The 19284-nt window shown below is 55.7% G+C and carries 17 protein-coding genes, 7 tRNA genes, 2 other RNA genes and 1 pseudogene; 26 read left to right on the top strand and 1 reads right to left on the bottom strand.

Going from position 1 to position 19284, the window contains the following annotated elements; genetic code table 11:
• From sucA to CW267_RS26220, 24 genes are all read left to right on the top strand, one after another.
• Positions 1-2362: 2-oxoglutarate dehydrogenase E1 component (sucA, locus tag CW267_RS26100; protein WP_101148673.1), on the top strand; the 2362-nt coding region annotated here is incomplete at its 5' end.
• Between the two features lie 14 nt (positions 2363-2376).
• Positions 2377-3603, top strand: a complete 1227-nt coding sequence (gene odhB / locus CW267_RS26105; protein ID WP_012542428.1) for a 2-oxoglutarate dehydrogenase complex dihydrolipoyllysine-residue succinyltransferase — start codon at positions 2377-2379, stop codon at positions 3601-3603.
• A 145-nt stretch (positions 3604-3748) separates the two neighbouring features.
• The gene (gene sucC / locus CW267_RS26110; RefSeq protein WP_002895039.1) at positions 3749-4915 is read left to right on the top strand and encodes an ADP-forming succinate--CoA ligase subunit beta; all 1167 of its coding nucleotides are present in this window, start codon (positions 3749-3751) and stop codon (positions 4913-4915) included.
• Positions 4915-5784 (top strand): succinate--CoA ligase subunit alpha, encoded by an 870-nt coding sequence (gene sucD / locus CW267_RS26115; protein WP_004885990.1) that lies wholly within the window; start codon positions 4915-4917, stop codon positions 5782-5784. Before sucC ends, sucD begins: the two co-directional genes overlap by 1 nt.
• An 826-nt stretch (positions 5785-6610) precedes the next feature.
• Positions 6611-8179: a cytochrome ubiquinol oxidase subunit I gene (gene cydA / locus CW267_RS26120; RefSeq protein ID WP_012542427.1), complete on the top strand. Its 1569-nt coding sequence runs from the start codon at positions 6611-6613 to the stop codon at positions 8177-8179.
• Between the two features lie 15 nt (positions 8180-8194).
• Positions 8195-9334 carry a cytochrome d ubiquinol oxidase subunit II gene (cydB, locus tag CW267_RS26125; protein WP_008805690.1) on the top strand — a complete coding sequence of 380 codons (1140 nt, stop codon included), beginning with the start codon at positions 8195-8197 and terminating at the stop codon, positions 9332-9334.
• 15 nt (positions 9335-9349) lie between these two features.
• Positions 9350-9463 (top strand): cytochrome bd-I oxidase subunit CydX, encoded by a 114-nt coding sequence (gene cydX / locus CW267_RS26130; protein WP_004100325.1) that lies wholly within the window; start codon positions 9350-9352, stop codon positions 9461-9463.
• Positions 9464-9593: 130 nt separating this feature from the next.
• A complete protein-coding gene (gene ybgE, locus CW267_RS26140) occupies positions 9594-9878 on the top strand; it encodes a cyd operon protein YbgE (RefSeq protein WP_008805691.1) in 285 nt (94 codons plus the stop codon).
• 149 nt (positions 9879-10027) lie between these two features.
• On the top strand, positions 10028-10432 hold the full coding sequence (gene ybgC / locus CW267_RS26145; protein ID WP_002895056.1) for a tol-pal system-associated acyl-CoA thioesterase: 405 nt from the start codon (positions 10028-10030) through the stop codon (positions 10430-10432).
• Positions 10429-11121: a Tol-Pal system protein TolQ gene (tolQ, locus tag CW267_RS26150; protein ID WP_004152221.1), complete on the top strand. Its 693-nt coding sequence runs from the start codon at positions 10429-10431 to the stop codon at positions 11119-11121. The genes ybgC and tolQ overlap by 4 nt, the downstream gene beginning before the upstream one ends.
• Before the next feature lie 3 nt (positions 11122-11124).
• Positions 11125-11553, top strand: a complete 429-nt coding sequence (gene tolR / locus CW267_RS26155; protein ID WP_002895061.1) for a colicin uptake protein TolR — start codon at positions 11125-11127, stop codon at positions 11551-11553.
• A 99-nt stretch (positions 11554-11652) separates the two neighbouring features.
• Positions 11653-12990, top strand: a complete 1338-nt coding sequence (gene tolA, locus CW267_RS26160; RefSeq protein WP_100781409.1) for a cell envelope integrity protein TolA — start codon at positions 11653-11655, stop codon at positions 12988-12990.
• A gap of 129 nt (positions 12991-13119) precedes the next feature.
• On the top strand, positions 13120-14412 hold the full coding sequence (gene tolB / locus CW267_RS26165; protein ID WP_008805693.1) for a Tol-Pal system beta propeller repeat protein TolB: 1293 nt from the start codon (positions 13120-13122) through the stop codon (positions 14410-14412).
• A 34-nt stretch (positions 14413-14446) separates the two neighbouring features.
• Positions 14447-14971 (top strand): peptidoglycan-associated lipoprotein Pal, encoded by a 525-nt coding sequence (gene pal / locus CW267_RS26170; protein WP_002895068.1) that lies wholly within the window; start codon positions 14447-14449, stop codon positions 14969-14971.
• 9 nt (positions 14972-14980) lie between these two features.
• Complete coding sequence (gene cpoB / locus CW267_RS26175; protein WP_008805694.1) at positions 14981-15781, top strand: cell division protein CpoB; 801 nt, start codon at positions 14981-14983, stop codon at positions 15779-15781.
• 161 nt (positions 15782-15942) lie between these two features.
• A tRNA-Lys gene (locus tag CW267_RS26180) sits at positions 15943-16018 on the top strand.
• Between the two features lie 125 nt (positions 16019-16143).
• Positions 16144-16219 (top strand) — tRNA-Val (locus CW267_RS26185).
• Positions 16220-16221: 2 nt separating this feature from the next.
• A tRNA-Lys gene (locus CW267_RS26190) sits at positions 16222-16297 on the top strand.
• 153 nt (positions 16298-16450) lie between these two features.
• A tRNA-Val gene (locus tag CW267_RS26195) sits at positions 16451-16526 on the top strand.
• A gap of 3 nt (positions 16527-16529) precedes the next feature.
• Positions 16530-16605: transfer RNA gene (locus CW267_RS26200), tRNA-Lys, on the top strand.
• A 146-nt stretch (positions 16606-16751) separates the two neighbouring features.
• A tRNA-Lys gene (locus CW267_RS26205) sits at positions 16752-16827 on the top strand.
• A gap of 33 nt (positions 16828-16860) precedes the next feature.
• Positions 16861-16936, top strand: a tRNA-Lys gene (locus CW267_RS26210).
• A 24-nt stretch (positions 16937-16960) separates the two neighbouring features.
• A non-coding RNA gene (locus tag CW267_RS26215) (RtT sRNA) lies at positions 16961-17094 on the top strand.
• Between the two features lie 95 nt (positions 17095-17189).
• A non-coding RNA gene (locus CW267_RS26220) (RtT sRNA) lies at positions 17190-17327 on the top strand.
• A gap of 76 nt (positions 17328-17403) precedes the next feature.
• Here CW267_RS26220 and CW267_RS30950 read toward each other — a convergent pair.
• Positions 17404-17552 (bottom strand): annotated as a pseudogene (locus CW267_RS30950) (hypothetical protein).
• A gap of 69 nt (positions 17553-17621) precedes the next feature.
• On the opposite strand from CW267_RS30950, the gene nadA reads away from it, so the two are divergent.
• Together nadA and pnuC are read left to right on the top strand one after the other, a co-directional pair.
• Positions 17622-18665, top strand: a complete 1044-nt coding sequence (gene nadA, locus CW267_RS26225) for a quinolinate synthase NadA (RefSeq protein ID WP_094284908.1) — start codon at positions 17622-17624, stop codon at positions 18663-18665.
• Between the two features lie 35 nt (positions 18666-18700).
• Positions 18701-19284: nicotinamide riboside transporter PnuC (gene pnuC, locus CW267_RS26230; RefSeq protein WP_101148674.1), on the top strand; the 584-nt coding region annotated here is incomplete at its 3' end.

A 19284-nucleotide genomic window follows, 5' to 3' on the forward strand; every position in this document is an offset into this window, starting at 1 on the left:
CACGATGAAGCTGGGCGACCTGATTGCCGCCCTCAAGCAAACCTACTGCGGCTCCATCGGCGCGGAATACATGCATATCACCTCTACTGAGGAAAAACGCTGGATCCAGCAGCGTATTGAATCGGTAGCCGGTAAAGCGAGCTTCACCGCGGCAGAGAAAAAGCGCTTCCTCAGTGAACTGACCGCTGCAGAAGGGCTGGAACGCTACCTCGGCGCCAAATTCCCGGGGGCGAAACGCTTCTCGCTGGAAGGGGGTGATGCCCTGATCCCGATGCTCAAAGAGATGATCCGCCATGCAGGCAAAAGCGGCACCCGCGAAGTGGTGCTGGGCATGGCGCACCGTGGCCGTCTGAACGTGCTGGTCAACGTGCTGGGTAAAAAACCGCAGGACCTGTTCGACGAGTTCGCGGGCAAACATAAAGAACACCTCGGCACCGGCGACGTGAAGTACCACATGGGCTTCTCTTCCGATATGGAAACCGAAGGCGGTCTGGTCCACCTGGCGCTGGCGTTTAACCCGTCGCACCTGGAGATCGTCAGCCCGGTGGTTATCGGTTCCGTACGCGCCCGTCTGGATCGTCTGGACGAGCCAAGCAGCAACAAAGTTCTGCCTATTACCATCCACGGCGACGCCGCCGTTACCGGCCAGGGCGTGGTTCAGGAAACCCTGAACATGTCGAAAGCCCGCGGTTACGAAGTCGGCGGTACCGTGCGTATCGTTATCAACAACCAGGTTGGCTTTACCACCTCCAACCCGCTGGATGCGCGTTCTACGCCATACTGTACCGATATCGGTAAGATGGTTCAGGCGCCGATTTTCCACGTTAACGCGGATGACCCGGAAGCCGTTGCTTTCGTTACCCGTCTGGCGCTGGATTTCCGTAATACCTTCAAACGCGATGTCTTTATCGACCTGGTGTGCTACCGCCGTCACGGCCATAACGAAGCCGACGAGCCGAGCGCAACCCAGCCGCTGATGTACCAGAAAATCAAAAAGCATCCGACCCCGCGCAAAATCTATGCTGACAAGCTGGAGCAGGAGAAAGTTGCGACGCTGGAAGACGCGACTGAGCAGGTTAACCTTTACCGCGATGCGCTGGATGCCGGCGAATGCGTGGTAGAGGAGTGGCGTCCGATGAATATGCACTCCTTTACCTGGTCTCCCTACCTCAACCACGAGTGGGACGAGAGCTATCCGGATAAAGTGGATCCGAAACGTCTGCAAGAGCTGGCTAAACGCATCAGTACGGTGCCGGAAGGTATCGAAATGCAGTCCCGTGTAGCGAAAATCTACGGCGATCGCCAACTGATGGCCGCTGGCGAGAAGCTGTTCGATTGGGGCGGCGCTGAAAACCTGGCTTATGCCACCCTGGTTGACGAAGGCATTCCGGTGCGCCTGTCCGGTGAAGACTCCGGTCGCGGCACCTTCTTCCACCGTCACGCGGTTATCCATAACCAGAGCAACGGTTCTACCTATACCCCGCTGCAGCATGTGCACAACGGCCAGGGCCAGTTCCGCGTCTGGGACTCGGTGCTGTCTGAAGAAGCCGTGCTGGCGTTCGAATACGGTTACGCCACCGCAGAGCCGCGTACGCTGACCATCTGGGAAGCGCAGTTCGGCGACTTCGCCAACGGCGCGCAGGTGGTGATTGATCAGTTCATCTCCTCTGGCGAACAGAAATGGGGCCGGATGTGCGGTCTGGTGATGTTGCTGCCGCACGGCTACGAAGGGCAGGGCCCGGAGCACTCCTCCGCGCGTCTGGAACGCTATCTGCAGCTGTGCGCTGAGCAGAACATGCAGGTTTGCGTACCGTCCACCCCGGCACAGGTTTACCATATGCTGCGTCGTCAGGCGCTGCGCGGTATGCGCCGTCCGCTGGTGGTGATGTCGCCGAAGTCTCTGCTGCGCCACCCGCTGGCGGTCTCCAGCATGGACGAACTGGCGAACGGCACCTTTATGCCGGCCATCGGCGAAATCGACGAACTCGATCCGCAAGCCGTGAAGCGCGTCGTACTGTGCTCTGGTAAGGTTTACTACGACCTGCTGGAACAGCGCCGCAAAAACGAGCAAAAAGATGTCGCCATCGTGCGTATCGAACAGCTCTACCCGTTCCCGCATCAGGCGGTGCAGGAAGCGCTGAAAGCTTACTCGCACGTACATGATTTTGTCTGGTGCCAGGAAGAGCCGCTCAACCAGGGCGCATGGTACTGCAGCCAGCACCACCTTCGTGAAGTAGTTCCATTTGGGGCCTCTCTGCGTTATGCAGGCCGCCCGGCCTCCGCCTCTCCGGCGGTAGGGTACATGTCCGTTCACCAGAAACAGCAACAAGATCTGGTCAATGACGCGCTGAACGTCGATTAATTAAAGGATACACAATGAGTAGCGTAGATATTCTGGTTCCCGACCTGCCTGAGTCCGTAGCTGACGCAACCGTCGCCACCTGGCATAAAAAACCGGGCGACGCGGTCGTCCGTGACGAAGTTCTGGTCGAAATCGAAACTGACAAAGTGGTACTGGAAGTACCGGCATCAGCGGACGGCATTCTGGATGCAGTGCTGGAAGACGAGGGCGCTACCGTCCTGTCTCGCCAGATCCTTGGCCGCCTGCGTGAAGGCAACAGCGCAGGTAAAGAAACCAGCGAAAAAGCGGATGCGAAAGCGTCCACCCCGGCGCAGCGCCAGCAGGCTTCTCTGGAAGAGCAGAACAACGATGCGCTCAGCCCGGCGATCCGTCGTCTGCTGGCGGAGCACAACCTCGACGCCGCTGCCATCAAAGGTACCGGCGTGGGTGGCCGTCTGACTCGTGAAGACGTCGAGAAACATCTGGCGAAAGCCCCGGCGGCGGCTGAAGCCAAAGCGCCAGCGGCTACCGCGGCAGCGACACCAGCGCCGCAGCTGGGTCACCGTTCAGAAAAACGCGTCCCGATGACCCGTCTGCGTAAACGCGTGGCCGAGCGTCTGCTGGAAGCGAAAAATTCCACCGCCATGCTGACGACCTTTAACGAAGTCAACATGAAGCCGATTATGGATCTGCGTAAGCAGTACGGCGATGCCTTCGAAAAACGTCACGGTATCCGTCTGGGCTTCATGTCCTTCTACGTGAAAGCAGTGGTTGAAGCGCTGAAACGCTATCCGGAAGTGAACGCTTCCATCGATGGCGACGACGTGGTTTACCACAACTACTTCGATGTCAGCATGGCAGTGTCCACTCCGCGCGGCCTGGTAACCCCGGTTCTGCGTGACGTTGACCTGCTGGGCATGGCGGACATCGAAAAGAATATCAAAGAGCTGGCGGTGAAAGGCCGTGACGGCAAGCTGACCGTAGATGACCTGACCGGCGGTAACTTCACCATTACCAACGGCGGCGTTTTCGGTTCCCTGATGTCCACGCCGATCATCAACCCACCGCAGAGCGCCATCCTGGGTATGCATGCCATTAAAGACCGTCCGATGGCGGTGAATGGCAAGGTAGAGATCCTGCCGATGATGTACCTGGCGCTTTCCTATGACCACCGTCTGATCGATGGGCGTGAATCGGTTGGCTTCCTGGTGGCGATTAAAGAGCTGCTGGAAGATCCGACTCGTCTGCTGCTGGACGTGTAGTCAGTAAGAGTATGACTTACCGTAGGCCGGATAAGGCATTTTTGCCGCCATCCGGCGTTGATTAGATGCCTGATGGCGACGCTAGCGCGTCTTATCAGGCCTACAGGTTTAAAGATAATTACACCCTGAAGGATGGACTGAACACATGAACTTACATGAATATCAGGCAAAACAACTTTTTGCCCGCTATGGCTTACCGGCGCCGGTGGGTTATGCCTGTACTACTCCGCGTGAAGCAGAAGAAGCCGCTTCAAAAATCGGCGCGGGTCCGTGGGTAGTGAAATGTCAGGTTCACGCTGGTGGCCGCGGTAAAGCGGGCGGTGTGAAAGTAGTTAAGAGCAAAGAAGAGATCCGCGCTTTTGCTGAGCATTGGCTGGGCAAACGCCTGGTGACCTACCAAACCGATGCCAACGGCCAGCCGGTCAACCAGATTCTGGTGGAAGCGGCGACCGATATCGATAAAGAGCTGTATCTGGGCGCGGTCGTTGATCGTAGCTCTCGTCGCGTGGTGTTCATGGCGTCGACTGAAGGCGGCGTAGAAATCGAAAAAGTCGCGGAAGAAACCCCGCACCTGATCCACAAGATCGCCATCGATCCGCTGGCGGGCCCGATGCCTTACCAGGGGCGTGAACTGGCGTTCAAACTGGGTCTGGAAGGTAAGCAGGTTCAGCAGTTCACCAAGATTTTCATGGGTCTGGCGACCATTTTCCTTGAGCGCGACCTGGCGCTGATCGAAATCAACCCGCTGGTTATCACTAAGCAGGGCGACCTGATCTGCCTCGACGGCAAACTGGGCGCTGACGGCAACGCGCTGTTCCGCCAGCCGGATCTGCGCGAAATGCGCGACCAGTCTCAGGAAGATCCGCGCGAAGCGCAGGCGGCGCAGTGGGAACTGAACTACGTTGCGCTCGACGGCAACATCGGCTGCATGGTCAACGGCGCAGGCCTAGCGATGGGCACCATGGACATCGTTAAGCTGCACGGCGGCGAACCGGCTAACTTCCTCGACGTTGGCGGCGGCGCGACCAAAGAGCGCGTGACCGAAGCGTTCAAAATCATCCTTTCTGATGACAATGTGAAAGCAGTGCTGGTTAACATCTTCGGCGGCATCGTGCGTTGCGACCTGATCGCTGACGGCATCATCGGCGCGGTAGCGGAAGTTGGGGTTAACGTTCCGGTCGTGGTTCGTCTGGAAGGTAACAACGCCGAACTGGGCGCGAAAAAACTGGCTGACAGCGGCCTGAATATTATTGCAGCGAAAAGTCTGACGGACGCAGCACAGCAGGTTGTTGCCGCAGTGGAGGGGAAATAATGTCAGTTTTAATTAATAAAGATACCAAGGTTATCTGCCAGGGCTTCACCGGTAGCCAGGGGACCTTCCACTCTGAACAAGCGATCGCTTACGGTACGCAAATGGTTGGCGGCGTGACGCCAGGCAAAGGCGGCACCACCCACCTGGGCCTGCCGGTATTTAATACCGTGCGCGAAGCTGTTGAAGCGACCGGCGCGACCGCGACCGTTATCTACGTTCCGGCGCCGTTCTGCAAAGACTCCATTCTGGAAGCAATCGACGCGGGCATTAAGCTGATTATCACCATCACCGAAGGCATCCCGACGCTGGATATGCTGACCGTGAAAGTGAAGCTGGACGAAGCGGGCGTGCGCATGATTGGCCCGAACTGCCCAGGCGTTATCACCCCGGGCGAATGCAAAATCGGCATCATGCCGGGTCACATTCACAAGCCGGGTAAAGTGGGCATCGTTTCCCGTTCCGGTACCCTGACCTATGAAGCGGTTAAGCAGACCACCGACTACGGCTTCGGCCAGTCTACCTGCGTCGGTATCGGCGGCGACCCGATCCCGGGCTCCAACTTCATCGATATCCTGAAGCTGTTCCAGGAAGATCCGCAGACCGAAGCGATCGTGATGATCGGTGAGATCGGCGGCAGCGCGGAAGAAGAAGCGGCAGCCTACATCAAAGAGCACGTGACCAAGCCGGTTGTCGGCTACATCGCGGGCGTGACCGCGCCGAAAGGCAAGCGTATGGGCCACGCGGGCGCCATCATCGCTGGCGGTAAAGGTACTGCTGATGAGAAATTCGCCGCCCTGGAAGCCGCTGGTGTGAAAACCGTTCGCAGCCTGGCCGATATCGGCGAAGCGCTGAAAGCTATCATCAAGTAAACCCTCTCTGCTTCTCCGAAGCAGAAATCTGTCCGATTTCGACATGGTTGGCCACCGTCAGGTGGCCTTTTTTATGGGCGTTATCCATCTCGCCAGAACATCCGCTGAACCGGCGGAATGCCTGCTCCGTGAAAAACCTTATCTATCATATTGATTTTATGAATTATTTCATGAATATAATCCCGGCAGCGTGGTTGCTGAAGGAAATATTTCCGCAATTCGCGACAGGCAAGGGTTTTAGATAGTGAAAAAACAGAAGAGAAGGGCATAAGAAAACAGGAAAAATACTGTGAGCAGTCTAGCATTATTAGGATCGGCGCATTTTTTTCATTTTTCCCCGCGGCGTTAAATAATATTACCTATGATTCTCATATCTCTCTTTTCAGTAACCAAGCAAGCCATACTTTAAACACAACATTAACATTAAGTTCACCAATATTCTTTATTGAGCTACATAATTAACACGTAGAGTAAAAATTGATTTATATCAATGCTTAATGCTTGGAAAAATTCTTCAAAAAACGTTAAATTGTCGCAAGTCAAATTGGCCTAAACAGGCTATCTTCGCTATATATTGATCACCGTCGAAAAATGTAAAACTGGAACAATAAAAACATATTTATTGTAAGGTTATTGCGGCGTAATATATTGGGGAATCAATTGGGTTTTCGTTAACGTATTTGTAACCTTGACGTGGCGTGGCTTCACTTTCAGGTGAAACGCGCTGCGGACGGGCCAACAAATAACTTTTGTATTGGGGCATGCGTATGAGCCAGAGCTTCTCGGTTCATTTTCGGAGTCTTCATGCGATGAGCAAGGAGTCATGATGTTAGATATAGTCGAACTGTCGCGCTTACAGTTTGCCTTGACCGCGATGTACCACTTCCTTTTTGTGCCGCTAACGCTCGGTATGGCGTTCCTGCTGGCCATCATGGAAACGGTTTACGTCCTTTCCGGCAAACAGATTTATAAAGATATGACCAAATTCTGGGGCAAGTTGTTTGGTATCAACTTCGCGCTGGGTGTGGCGACCGGTCTGACCATGGAGTTCCAGTTCGGGACTAACTGGTCGTATTACTCACACTACGTGGGCGATATCTTCGGTGCGCCGCTGGCCATTGAAGGTCTGATGGCCTTCTTCCTCGAATCCACCTTTGTAGGTCTGTTCTTCTTCGGTTGGGATCGTCTGGGTAAAGTTCAGCACATGGCGGTCACCTGGCTGGTTGCGCTGGGCTCCAACCTCTCCGCGCTGTGGATCCTCGTCGCCAACGGCTGGATGCAGAACCCTATCGCATCGGACTTCAACTTCGAAACCATGCGTATGGAGATGGTCAGCTTCTCTGAACTGGTGCTCAACCCGGTCGCCCAGGTGAAGTTCGTTCACACCGTGGCGTCTGGCTATGTCACCGGCGCGATGTTCATCCTGGCTATCAGCTCCTGGTATATGCTGAAAGGCCGCGACTTTGCCTTTGCTAAGCGCTCCTTTGCCATCGCAGCCAGCTTCGGTATGGCGGCGATCCTCTCCGTTATTGTGCTGGGTGACGAATCCGGTTACGAAATGGGTGACGTGCAGAAAACCAAACTGGCGGCTATCGAAGCTGAGTGGGAAACCCAGCCGGCGCCGGCTGCCTTTACTCTGTTTGGTATTCCCGATCAGAATGCGCAGACCAACCACTTCGCGATCCAGATCCCTTACGCGCTGGGCATCATCGCCACCCGCTCGGTGGATAAGCCGGTTATCGGCCTGAAAGATCTGATGGTTCAGCACGAAGAGCGTATCCGTAACGGGATGAAAGCGTACGCGCTACTGGAGCAGCTGCGCGCCGGTTCGACCGACCAGGCCGTGCGTGACCAGTTCAATAGCGTGAAGAAAGACCTCGGCTATGGCCTGTTGCTGAAGCGCTATACCCCGAACGTCGCTGACGCCACGGAAGAGCAGATCGCCAAAGCGACCAAAGACTCTATTCCAAGCGTCGCCCCGCTGTACTTCGCCTTCCGTATCATGGTGGCGTGCGGCATCCTGATGCTGTTGATTATCGGCGCCTCCTTCTGGAGCGTGATTCGTAACCGCATTGGCGAGAAAAAATGGCTGCTGCGCGCCGCGTTCTTTGGCCTGCCGCTGCCGTGGATTGCCGTGGAGTCAGGCTGGTTTGTTGCCGAGTATGGCCGTCAGCCGTGGGCGATTGGTGAGGTCCTGCCGACCGCGGTGGCCAACTCGTCGCTGACCGCAGGCGATCTGATCTTCTCAATGTTGCTGATCTGCGGTCTGTACACGCTGTTCCTGGTGGCTGAACTGTTCCTGATGTTCAAGTTTGCCCGCAAAGGACCTAGCAGCCTGAAAACCGGCCGCTATCACTTTGAACAGTCCTCTGCGGCTATTCAGTCGGCACGCTAAGACAGGAGTCGTCAAATGATCGATTATGAAGTATTGCGTTTTATCTGGTGGCTGCTGATTGGCATTCTGCTGATTGGCTTCGCTGTCGCCGACGGGTTCGACATGGGGGTGGGCATGCTCACCCGTTTCCTCGGCCGTAACGACACCGAGCGTCGGATTATGATCAACGCCATCGCTCCGCACTGGGACGGTAACCAGGTGTGGCTGATCACCGCCGGCGGCGCGCTGTTCGCGGCCTGGCCGATGGTTTACGCCGCAGCGTTCTCTGGCTTCTATGTGGCGATGATTCTGGTGCTGGCTTCGCTGTTCTTCCGTCCGGTCGGTTTTGACTACCGTTCCAAGATCGAGGACACCCGCTGGCGCAACATGTGGGACTGGGGCATCTTCATCGGTAGCTTCGTGCCGCCGCTGGTGATTGGTGTGGCCTTCGGCAACCTGTTGCAGGGCGTGCCGTTCCACGTCGATGAATACCTGCGTCTGTTCTATACCGGAAACTTCTTCCAGCTGCTGAACCCGTTTGGTCTGCTGGCCGGTATCGTCAGCGTGGCGATGATCCTGACTCAGGGCGCCACCTACCTGCAGATGCGTACCGTAGGCGAACTGCACCTGCGTACCCGCACCGTTTCCACGGTGGCGGCGCTGGTGACGCTGGTCTGCTTCGCGCTGGCGGGCGTGTGGGTCTACTACGGCATCGACGGCTATGTGGTGAAATCAGTAATGGATCATAGCGGCCCGTCTAACCCGCTGACTAAAGAAGTCGTGCGTGAGGCCGGTGCATGGATGGTGAACTTTAATAACATGCCAGCGCTGTGGGCCGTTCCTGCCCTGGGCGTGGTGCTGCCGCTGCTGACCGTCGTCTCGACTAAAGCGGATAAAGGCGCGTGGGCATTCCTGTTCTCCTCGCTGACCCTGGCCTGCATCATTCTGACCGCCGGTATTGCGATGTTCCCGTTCATCATGCCGTCCAGCACCATGCTGAACGCCAGCCTGACGATGTGGGACGCGACCTCCAGTCAGCGGACGCTGAACCTGATGACCTACGTGGCGATTGTCTTCGTGCCGATCATTCTGGCCTACACCAGCTGGTGTTACTGGAAGATGTTCGGCCGCATTACGCGCGAAGACATCGAAAAGAACACCCACTCGCTGTACTAAGGTAAGGAGCTATATATGTGGTACTTCGCATGGATTTTGGGAACGCTTCTTGCCTGTGCCTTTGGGGTGATTACCGCGCTGGCGCTTGAGCACGTGGAAGCCACCAAAGCAGGTAAAGAAGAACACTGATGAGTATTATCGTGATGCGATATACGAAATCATTCGGGTTGCATCGAGGCGGCAAGTCTGTGAATCCCCAGGAGCTTACACCAGTAAGTGACTGGGGTAAGCAGACGTAGCCAACAAAGAGGTGACGTGAATGATAAAGTATATGTATGCGATAATGGACAAGCGCCCGTTAAGGGCGCTTTCCTTATTGATGGCGCTGCTGCTGGCAGGCTGCATCTTCTGGGATCCGTCGCGCTTTGCGGCGAAGACCAGCGAGCTGGAAATCTGGCATGGTTTCTTGCTGATGTGGGCGGTTTGCAGCGGCGTTATTCACGGCGTGGGCTTCCGTCCGCGTGCCGTTCACTGGCAGGGGATTTTTTGTCCGCTTATCGCTGATATCGTGCTCGCTTTGGGTCTCTTCTTTTTCTTCTTTTGAATAAGAGATCTCTGTTAATGGTATGGGCTTGCATAAGCCCATAAAAATTTACGCCCCGTTTACTTTCCCCCATTCCAAACCACCTTTCCCGCGCGTATAGTAGCGAAGTTTGAAAGCTCTAACCTTTTTTTGCATTACCGGGATGTAAAGTGAATACAACGCTGTTTCGATGGCCGGTTCGGGTCTACTACGAAGATACCGACGCCGGTGGTGTGGTTTACCACGCCAGTTACGTCGCTTTTTATGAAAGAGCACGCACAGAGATGCTGCGCCACCATCACTTTAGTCAACAGGTGCTGTTGGCTGAACGCGTTGCCTTCGTGGTTCGCAAAATGACGCTGGAGTATTTTGCCCCCGCCAGACTCGACGACATGCTCGAAGTCCAGACGGAAATTACCTCGATGCGCGGCACCTCTTTGGTTTTCACGCAGCGAATCGTCAACGCCGAGAATACAGTGTTAAACGAAGCTGAGGTTCTCATTGTGTGCGTTGATCCACTCTTAATGAAGCCACGTGCGCTTCCCAAGTCTATTGTCGCGGAGTTTAAGCAGTGACTGACATGAATATCCTTGATTTGTTCCTGAAGGCGAGCCTTCTGGTTAAACTTATCATGTTGATTTTGATTGGTTTTTCTATCGCTTCCTGGGCTATCATTATTCAGAGAACGCGTATCCTTAACTCGGCCGCGCGTGAAGCTGAAGCGTTCGAGGACAAATTCTGGTCCGGGATCGAGCTGTCCCGTTTGTACCAGGAGAGCCAGGGGCGTCGCGATAACCTGACCGGTTCGGAACAAATCTTCTACAGCGGTTTCAAAGAATTTGCGCGCCTGCATCGGGCCAACAGCCATGCGCCGGAAGCGATTGTCGAAGGGGCATCGCGCGCGATGCGTATTTCGATGAACCGCGAGCTGGAAACGCTGGAAACCCATATCCCGTTCCTCGGCACCGTGGGCTCCATCAGCCCGTATATCGGTCTGTTCGGTACTGTCTGGGGGATTATGCATGCCTTTATCGCCCTTGGCGCGGTGAAGCAGGCCACCCTGCAGATGGTGGCGCCAGGTATCGCCGAAGCGCTGATCGCCACCGCGATCGGTCTGTTCGCCGCGATCCCGGCGGTCATGGCGTACAACCGCCTGAACCAGCGCGTGAACAAGCTTGAACTGAACTACGACAACTTTATGGAAGAGTTCACCGCTATTCTGCACCGTCAGGCCTTTACCACCAGCGAAAGCAATAAGGGGTAAGCCATGGCCAGAGCACGTGGACGCGGACGTCGCGAACTGAAGTCCGAGATCAACATCGTTCCGCTGCTGGATGTCCTGCTGGTACTGCTGCTGATCTTTATGGCAACGGCGCCCATCATTACGCAGAGCGTGGAAGTCGATCTGCCGGACGCCACGGAATCGCAAGCGGTGAAAAGCAATGACGATCCGCCGGTGATTGTGGAAGTCTCCGGGGTAGGGCAGTACAGCGTGAAAGTGGGGCAGGAGACGCTGTCCCAGCTGCCGCCGGAGCAGGTGATTGCCGAAGCGAAGCGTCGTCTTGAAGCCAATGAGAAAACGGTATTCCTGATCGGCGGTGCGAAAGACGTCCCTTACGATGAAATTATTAAAGCGCTGAACCTGTTGCATAGTGCAGGGGTTAAATCGGTCGGCTTGATGACCAAACCTATTTAATCGCTTCAGGTATGTGCGTCCGTGTGGCGTCCGATGGTGGGTATCGCTCGCCGTCGGCGTGCATCGCGGGTACAGGCGAACAGTTTTTGGGAACCGATAGTGTCAAAGGCAACCGAACAAAACGACAAGCTTAAACGAGCGATCATCATTTCAGTCGCGCTGCACATCATTCTGATCGCGCTGCTGATCTGGAGTTCGTTTGACGAGCATCTGGATGCCTCTGCCGGCGGCGGCGGGGGATCGTCCATTGATGCCGTCATGGTCGATCCGGGGGCGGTGGTAAATAACTATAACCGTCAGCAACAGCAGCAGGCCAGCGCACGTCGCGCCGCTGAGCAGCGTGAAAAACAGGCGCAGCAGCAGGCGGAAGAGTTACGTGAGAAACAGGCAGCGGAACAGGAACGGCTGAAACAGCTCGAACAGGAACGGCTGCAGGCGCAGGAAGCGGCGAAAGAAGCGAAGGAACAGCAGAAGCAGGCTGAGGAAGCGGCTGCCAAGGCTGCCGCGGCGGCGAAAGCCAAAGTGGATGCGCAGGCTAAAGAAGCGCAGGAAGCGGCTGCCAAAGCGGCTGTCGACGCAAAAGCGAAGGCGGATGCCCAGGCAAAAGCGGCTGAGCTGGCAGCGGCTAAAGCTGCCGCTGACGCGAAGAAACAGGCCGATGCCGCCGCCGCGAAAGCGGCAGCTGATGCGAAGAAACAGGCGGAAGCCGAAGCGGCGAAAGCCGCAGCAGAAGCGCAGAAGAAAGCGGAAGCGGCAGCGGCGAAGAAAGCGCAGCAGGAAGCAGAGAAGAAGGCCCAGCAGGAGGCGGCTAAGCAAGCTGCGGCTGAAAAAGCGGCAGCAGAAAAAGCCGCCGAAAAAGCCGCTGAGAAAGCTGCCGCCCAAAAAGCGGCCGCAGAGAAGGCCGCCGCCGAAAAAGCCGCCGCAGCTGAAAAAGCGGCGGCAGCCAAAGCGGCTGCGGCTGAGAAGGCAGCGGCCGATAAAGCGGCCAAAGCGGCAGCAGCAAAAGCGGCGGCAGCGAAGAAAGCGGCTGCCGCGAAAGAAGCGGACGGCGTTGACGACCTGCTTGGCGATCTGAGTTCGGGTAAGAATGCGCCTAAAACAGGCGGAGGAGCCAAAGGAAACAATGCCTCTGCTGCCGGGAGTGGTAATACTAAAAACAGTGCCTCGGGGGCTGATATCAATAACTATGCCGGGCAGATAAAGTCGGCGATTGAAAGTAAGTTTTATGACGCATCGTCCTATGCAGGCAAAACATGTACCTTGCGTATCAAACTTGCTCCTGACGGCCTGTTGTTAAATATACAGTCCGAAGGTGGTGATCCTGCTCTGTGCCAGGCCGCTCTTGCCGCAGCCCGGCAGGCTAAGTTCCCGAAACCACCTAGCCAGGCAGTATATGAAGTCTTCAAAAATGCGCCACTGGACTTCAAACCTCAGTGACATTTTTCCCCGTGCAAACGGGGAAAAACAATCTATGGTAGTCACAGGGTTTTGGTAGTTTTGTATATTTGAGTTTGTTAACATTCTGCTAAATTATCGTGGGCTTTCCGCCCGGATAAGGGAGATATGATGAAGCAGGCATTACGAGTAGCATTTGGTTTTTTAATGCTGTGGGCGGCGGTGCTGCACGCAGAAGTACGTATCGAGATCACCCAGGGGGTGGACTCGGCACGCCCTATCGGCGTGGTACCGTTCCAGTGGGCCGGCCAGGGCGCTGCGCCTGAAGATGTTGGCGGTATCGTGGCAGCTGACCTGCGCAACAGTGGTAAATTCAACCCGCTGGATCGCTCGCGTCTGCCGCAGCAGCCGACCAGTGCCCAGGAAGTGCAGCCTGCTGCCTGGTCTGCGCTGGGTATCGACGCCGTGGTCGTCGGTCAGGTCACGTCAAACCCGGATGGTTCTTATCAGGTAGCATATCAGCTGGTGGATACCGGCGGTGCGCCGGGTACAACGCTGGCGCAAGGCTCTTTTAAAGTCACTAAACAGTACCTGCGCTACGCAGCGCACGCTGCCAGCGACGCGGTATTTGAGAAGCTGACCGGCATCAAGGGCGCCTTCCGTACCCGTATCGCCTACGTGGTGCAGAAAAACGGCGGCCAGTTCCCTTACGAACTGCGCGTGTCCGACTACGATGGTTACAACCAGTTCCTTGTTCACCGTTCCTCCCAGCCGCTGATGTCCCCGGCCTGGTCTCCGGACGGTTCTAAACTGGCTTACGTGACCTTTGAAAGTGGTCGTTCTGCGCTGGTGGTTCAGACCCTGGCGAACGGCGCTGTGCGTCAGATCGCCTCCTTCCCGCAGCACAACGGCGCGCCGGCGTTCTCTCCGGATGGCTCTAAGTTGGCCTTCGCGCTGTCGAAAACCGGTAGCCTGAACCTGTACGTGATGGATCTGGGCTCCGGTCAGATTCGTCAGGTGACTAACGGTCGCAGCAACAACACCGAACCAAGCTGGTTCCCGGACAGCCAGAACCTGGCCTTCACCTCTGACCAGGCCGGTCGTCCGCAGGTGTATAAAGTCAACATCAATGGCGGCACGCCGCAGCGTATCACCTGGGAAGGTTCACAGAACCAGGACGCCGACGTGAGCGCAGATGGTAAAACCATGGTAATGGTCAGCTCGGCCGGCGGTCAGCAGCACATTGCCAAACAAGATCTGGAAGCGGGTGGTGTACAGGTTCTGTCATCAACGTTTTTAGACGAAACGCCAAGTCTGGCACCTAACGGCACTATGGTAATCTACAGCTCTTCTCAGGGGATGGGATCCGTGCTGAATCTGGTTTCTACAGATGGGCGTTTCAAAGCGCGTCTTCCGGCAACTGATGGACAGGTAAAATCGCCTGCCTGGTCGCCGTATCTGTGATAATAAATAATTGATTATTAAAGGAATCAAAGAAATGCAACTGAACAAAGTGCTGAAAGGGCTGATGATCGCTCTGCCGGTTATGGCAATCGCGGCATGTTCTTCTAACAAGAACGCCAGCAACGACCAGAGCGGTGAAGGCATGCTGGGTGCCGGCACTGGTATGGACGCTAACGGTAACGGCGGCAACATGTCTTCTGAAGAGCAAGCTCGTCTGCAGATGCAGCAGCTGCAACAGAACAACATCGTTTACTTCGATCTGGACAAGTACGATATCCGTTCTGACTTCGCTGCCATGCTGGACGCGCATGCGAACTTCCTGCGCAGCAACCCGTCCTACAAAGTGACTGTAGAAGGTCACGCGGATGAGCGCGGTACGCCGGAATACAACATCGCTCTGGGTGAGCGTCGTGCTAACGCCGTTAAGATGTATCTGCAGGGCAAAGGTGTTTCTGCCGATCAGATCTCCATCGTTTCTTACGGTAAAGAAAAACCAGCAGTACTGGGTCATGACGAAGCGGCATATGCCAAAAACCGTCGCGCCGTACTGGTTTACTAAGAGAATTGCATGAGCAGTAACTTCAGACATCATTTATTGAGTCTGTCGTTACTGGTTGGCATAGCGGCCCCCTGGGCCGCTTTTGCTCAGGCGCCAATCAGTAGTGTCGGCTCAGGCTCGGTCGAAGACCGCGTCACTCAACTCGAGCGTATTTCCAATGCTCACAGCCAGCTTTTAACCCAACTCCAGCAACAACTCTCTGATAACCAGACTGACATTGATTCTCTCCGTGGCCAGATCCAGGAGAACCAATATCAGCTGAATCAGATCGTTGAGCGCCAGAAGCAGATTCTGCTGCAGATAGATAGTCTGAGCAGCGGTGGCGGCGCAGCGGCAGCATCAGGTACGCAGGCTCCATCGTCTTCCGGCGATCAGAGCGCGGCTGCCACCAGCGCAGCGCCAGCGGCCTCGTCAGGCGCCCCGGCGATGACCGGCGATGCGAACACCGATTACAATGCGGCCATTGCCCTGGTGAAGGATGCTTCACGCCAGGATGACGCAATGGTGGCGTTTCAGAACTTCGTTAAAAAGTACCCGGATTCAACTTATCAGCCGAACGCCAACTATTGGCTCGGACAGTTGAATTACAATAAGGGGAAAAAAGACGATGCGGCGTTTTACTTCGCCTCGGTGGTGAAGAACTACCCGAAATCGCCAAAAGCGCCTGACGCCATGTTTAAGGTCGGCGTGATCATGCAGGACAAGGGTGATACCGCGAAAGCGAAAGCGGTTTACCAGCAGGTGATCAGTAAATTCCCCGGCACCGACGGTGCGAAACAAGCGCAAAAACGTCTTAATGCTCTTGGTTGATTACGGCATGACCAGAAATCGCGTTATTTCTGGTCTTGTCGCCTGAATCACCAGCAGTTAAGTGATCTTTATCGAAATTTTAGTTGCGCTGAATTCTGAAATCAGTAATATATGCCGCCGTTGCCAAGGGATATCAAACAAGCCCAAAGCGATGCCAGAGTGGGTCGTTAGCTCAGTTGGTAGAGCAGTTGACTTTTAATCAATTGGTCGCAGGTTCGAATCCTGCACGACCCACCAATCGTTCTGGTGGAACGCGATAGTAAAACGTGAAGGATAACGTTGCGACAGCAACGGCCCATAGGGCGAGGCGAAGCCGAGTCATCCTGCACGACCCACCACTTAGTAGTATCCAGCGCAGTATCGGGTGATTAGCTCAGCTGGGAGAGCACCTCCCTTACAAGGAGGGGGTCGGCGGTTCGATCCCGTCATCACCCACCACCGGGTCGTTAGCTCAGTTGGTAGAGCAGTTGACTTTTAATCAATTGGTCGCAGGTTCGAATCCTGCACGACCCACCATCTTTAACATCGAACGTCGGTGTTAAACGTGAAGGATAACGTTGCTTCAGCAACGGCGCCCCAGGGCGAGCGAAGCGAGTCATCCTGCACGACCCACCACATTTTAATGATGGGGCCGGTGGACGCAGTATCGGTAGTATCCAGCGCAGTTTCGGGTGATTAGCTCAGCTGGGAGAGCACCTCCCTTACAAGGAGGGGGTCGGCGGTTCGATCCCGTCATCACCCACCACTCGGGTCGTTAGCTCAGTTGGTAGAGCAGTTGACTTTTAATCAATTGGTCGCAGGTTCGAATCCTGCACGACCCACCAATTTCAGCATTTAACTCAAATGTTGAACGTGAAGGATAACGTTGCGTCAGCAATGGCCCGAAGGGCGAGGCGAAGCCGAGTCATCCTGCACGACCCACCAATTTCAATATTGGTGTCGAGTGAAATTATTCAGGTAGTACCAGAGCGGGTCGTTAGCTCAGTTGGTAGAGCAGTTGACTTTTAATCAATTGGTCGCAGGTTCGAATCCTGCACGACCCACCATCCTGAATGATTACAGTAGCAAAATCCCGCAAGGGGTCGTTAGCTCAGTTGGTAGAGCAGTTGACTTTTAATCAATTGGTCGCAGGTTCGAATCCTGCACGACCCACCAATGTAAAAAGGCGCCCTAAAGGCGCCTTTTTGCTATCCGCAGAACTCAACGATTCGAACCTGCCGCAGGTTCGGGTCGAACGCAGTGAGACAACGGAGCCGCTTGCGGCGACGGCCCAAAGGGCGAGGCGAAGCCGAGTCATCCTGCACGACCCACCAATGTAAAAAGGCGCCCTAAAGGCGCCTTTTTGCTATGCGCAGAACTCAACGATTCGACAAAATTGTCGGGAACAATTTTGAACAACGCGGCAGCGTTGGCCCGCAGGGCGAGTCTCAGGATGAGACGAGTTTCTCTGCCGCAGGTTCGGGTCGAACGCAGTGAGACAACGGAGCCGCTTGCGGCGACGGCCCGAAGGGCGAGGCGAAGCCGAGTCATCCTGCACGACCCACCAATGTAAAAAGGCGCCCTAAAGGCGCCTTTTTACTATCCGCCATACTCCAAAATTCGACTTCAGCATGACTCCACGGTCACGCTGCGCTTACCGTGGCTACACAGGGTACGAACCGGTCGTTTGGGCAGATGTGTAGCATCGTCCGCAGCATACGGGCTGATGTACAAAATTCATCACGACTTTTTGCTCGTAATCCGCTATCTTGTTTAGCATATAAAACACCATGACCGTGTTAAGGCGCAGACAGGCCATAGTGACGGTCTTAGAGTTAAGCCAGTAAAACGAGATTGCATGATGAGCGTAATGTTTGATCCTGAAACGGCGATTTATCCTTTTCCAGCGAAACCACAACCGCTGACCGTCGACGAAAAGCAGTTTTATCGCGAAAAAATCAAGCGCCTGTTGCGCGAGCGCGACGCCGTGATGGTGGCGCATTACTACACCGATCCTGAAATTCAACAACTGGCGGAAGAAACCGGCGGCTGTATCGCCGACTCGCTGGAGATGGCGCGTTTTGGCGCCCGTCATTCGGCCTCCACGCTGCTGGTCGCCGGGGTGCGTTTTATGGGGGAAACCGCCAAAATCCTCAGCCCGGAAAAGACCATTCTGATGCCGACCCTGAACGCGGAGTGTTCGCTGGATCTGGGCTGTCCGATTGAGGAATTCAACGCCTTCTGCGATGCCCATCCCGATCGCACCGTGGTGGTTTATGCCAATACGTCCGCCGCGGTGAAGGCCCGCGCTGACTGGGTGGTTACCTCCAGTATCGCCGTGGAACTCATTGATCATCTGGACAGCCTGGGCCAAAAGATCCTCTGGGCACCGGACCGCCACCTTGGCCGCTATGTCCAGCGTCAGACCGGCGCAGACGTGCTGTGCTGGCAGGGGGCATGCATCGTGCACGATGAGTTTAAAACCCAGGCACTGACGCGTATGAAGGCCCTCTATCCTGAAGCTGCTGTACTGGTCCATCCTGAATCGCCGCAGGCTATCGTCGAGATGGCGGATGCCGTGGGATCCACCAGCCAGCTGATTGCGGCGGCGAGAAGCTTGCCCCAGCGCCAGCTGATCGTGGCCACCGATCGCGGTATCTTCTATAAAATGCAGCAGGCGGTACCGGAGAAAACGCTGCTGGAAGCGCCCACTGCCGGCGAAGGGGCGACCTGCCGCAGCTGCGCGCACTGCCCGTGGATGGCGATGAACGGCCTGAAAGCCATTGCCGAGGGACTCGAACAGGGCGGCGCTGAACACGAAATCCACGTCGACGAAGCGCTGCGCACCGGGGCATTGATTCCGCTTAACCGGATGCTGGATTTTGCGGCTACACTACGGGGATAACGTATTGTCGCGTCGCAAGACGCTGAGGGGATGAAATGGATTTTTTTAGCACGCAGAATATCTTAGTACATATACCCATCGGCGCCGGGGGGTATGATCTCTCCTGGATAGAGGCCGTGGGGACCATCGCCGGGCTGCTGTGCATCTGGCTGGCGAGCCTGGAGAAGATCAGTAACTATGCTTTCGGGCTGGTCAACGTCACGCTGTTCGCCATCATCTTCTTTCAGATCCAGCTGTATGCCAGCCTGCTGCTGCAGCTGTTCTTCTTTGCCGCTAACGTTTACGGCTGGTATGCCTGGTCGCGACAAAGCAGCAACCATGAGGCTGAGCTGCAGATCCGCTGGCTGCCGCGCAGCAAAGCGCTGGGCTGGCTGGCGGCCTGCGTGGTGGCGATCGGCTTGCTGACCCTGTTTATCAACCCGTTTTTTGCTTTCCTGACGCGGATCGCGGTCAGCCTGATGCAAGCGCTGGGTCTGCAGGTCTCCATGCCGGTGCTGCAGCCGGATGCCTTCCCGTTCTGGGACTCCTGCATGACGGTGCTGTCGGTGGTGGCGATGATCTTAATGACCCGCAAGTATGTCGAGAACTGGCTGCTGTGGGTGATTGTCAACGTGATAAG

The sequence above is a fragment of the Klebsiella sp. X1-16S-Nf21 genome (genome assembly GCF_002837615.1).
GTDB lineage: Bacteria > Pseudomonadota > Gammaproteobacteria > Enterobacterales > Enterobacteriaceae > Klebsiella > Klebsiella variicola.

Coding starts and splice junctions, on each gene's coding strand:
- odhB (WP_012542428.1), top strand. CDS start 2,377: ATGAGTAGCGTAGATATTCTGGTTCCCGACCTGCCTGAGTCCGTAGCT.
- sucC (WP_002895039.1), top strand. CDS start 3,749: ATGAACTTACATGAATATCAGGCAAAACAACTTTTTGCCCGCTATGGC.
- sucD (WP_004885990.1), top strand. CDS start 4,915: ATGTCAGTTTTAATTAATAAAGATACCAAGGTTATCTGCCAGGGCTTC.
- cydA (WP_012542427.1), top strand. CDS start 6,611: ATGTTAGATATAGTCGAACTGTCGCGCTTACAGTTTGCCTTGACCGCG.
- cydB (WP_008805690.1), top strand. CDS start 8,195: ATGATCGATTATGAAGTATTGCGTTTTATCTGGTGGCTGCTGATTGGC.
- cydX (WP_004100325.1), top strand. CDS start 9,350: ATGTGGTACTTCGCATGGATTTTGGGAACGCTTCTTGCCTGTGCCTTT.
- ybgE (WP_008805691.1), top strand. CDS start 9,594: ATGATAAAGTATATGTATGCGATAATGGACAAGCGCCCGTTAAGGGCG.
- tolR (WP_002895061.1), top strand. CDS start 11,125: ATGGCCAGAGCACGTGGACGCGGACGTCGCGAACTGAAGTCCGAGATC.
- tolB (WP_008805693.1), top strand. CDS start 13,120: ATGAAGCAGGCATTACGAGTAGCATTTGGTTTTTTAATGCTGTGGGCG.
- pal (WP_002895068.1), top strand. CDS start 14,447: ATGCAACTGAACAAAGTGCTGAAAGGGCTGATGATCGCTCTGCCGGTT.
- cpoB (WP_008805694.1), top strand. CDS start 14,981: ATGAGCAGTAACTTCAGACATCATTTATTGAGTCTGTCGTTACTGGTT.
- nadA (WP_094284908.1), top strand. CDS start 17,622: ATGAGCGTAATGTTTGATCCTGAAACGGCGATTTATCCTTTTCCAGCG.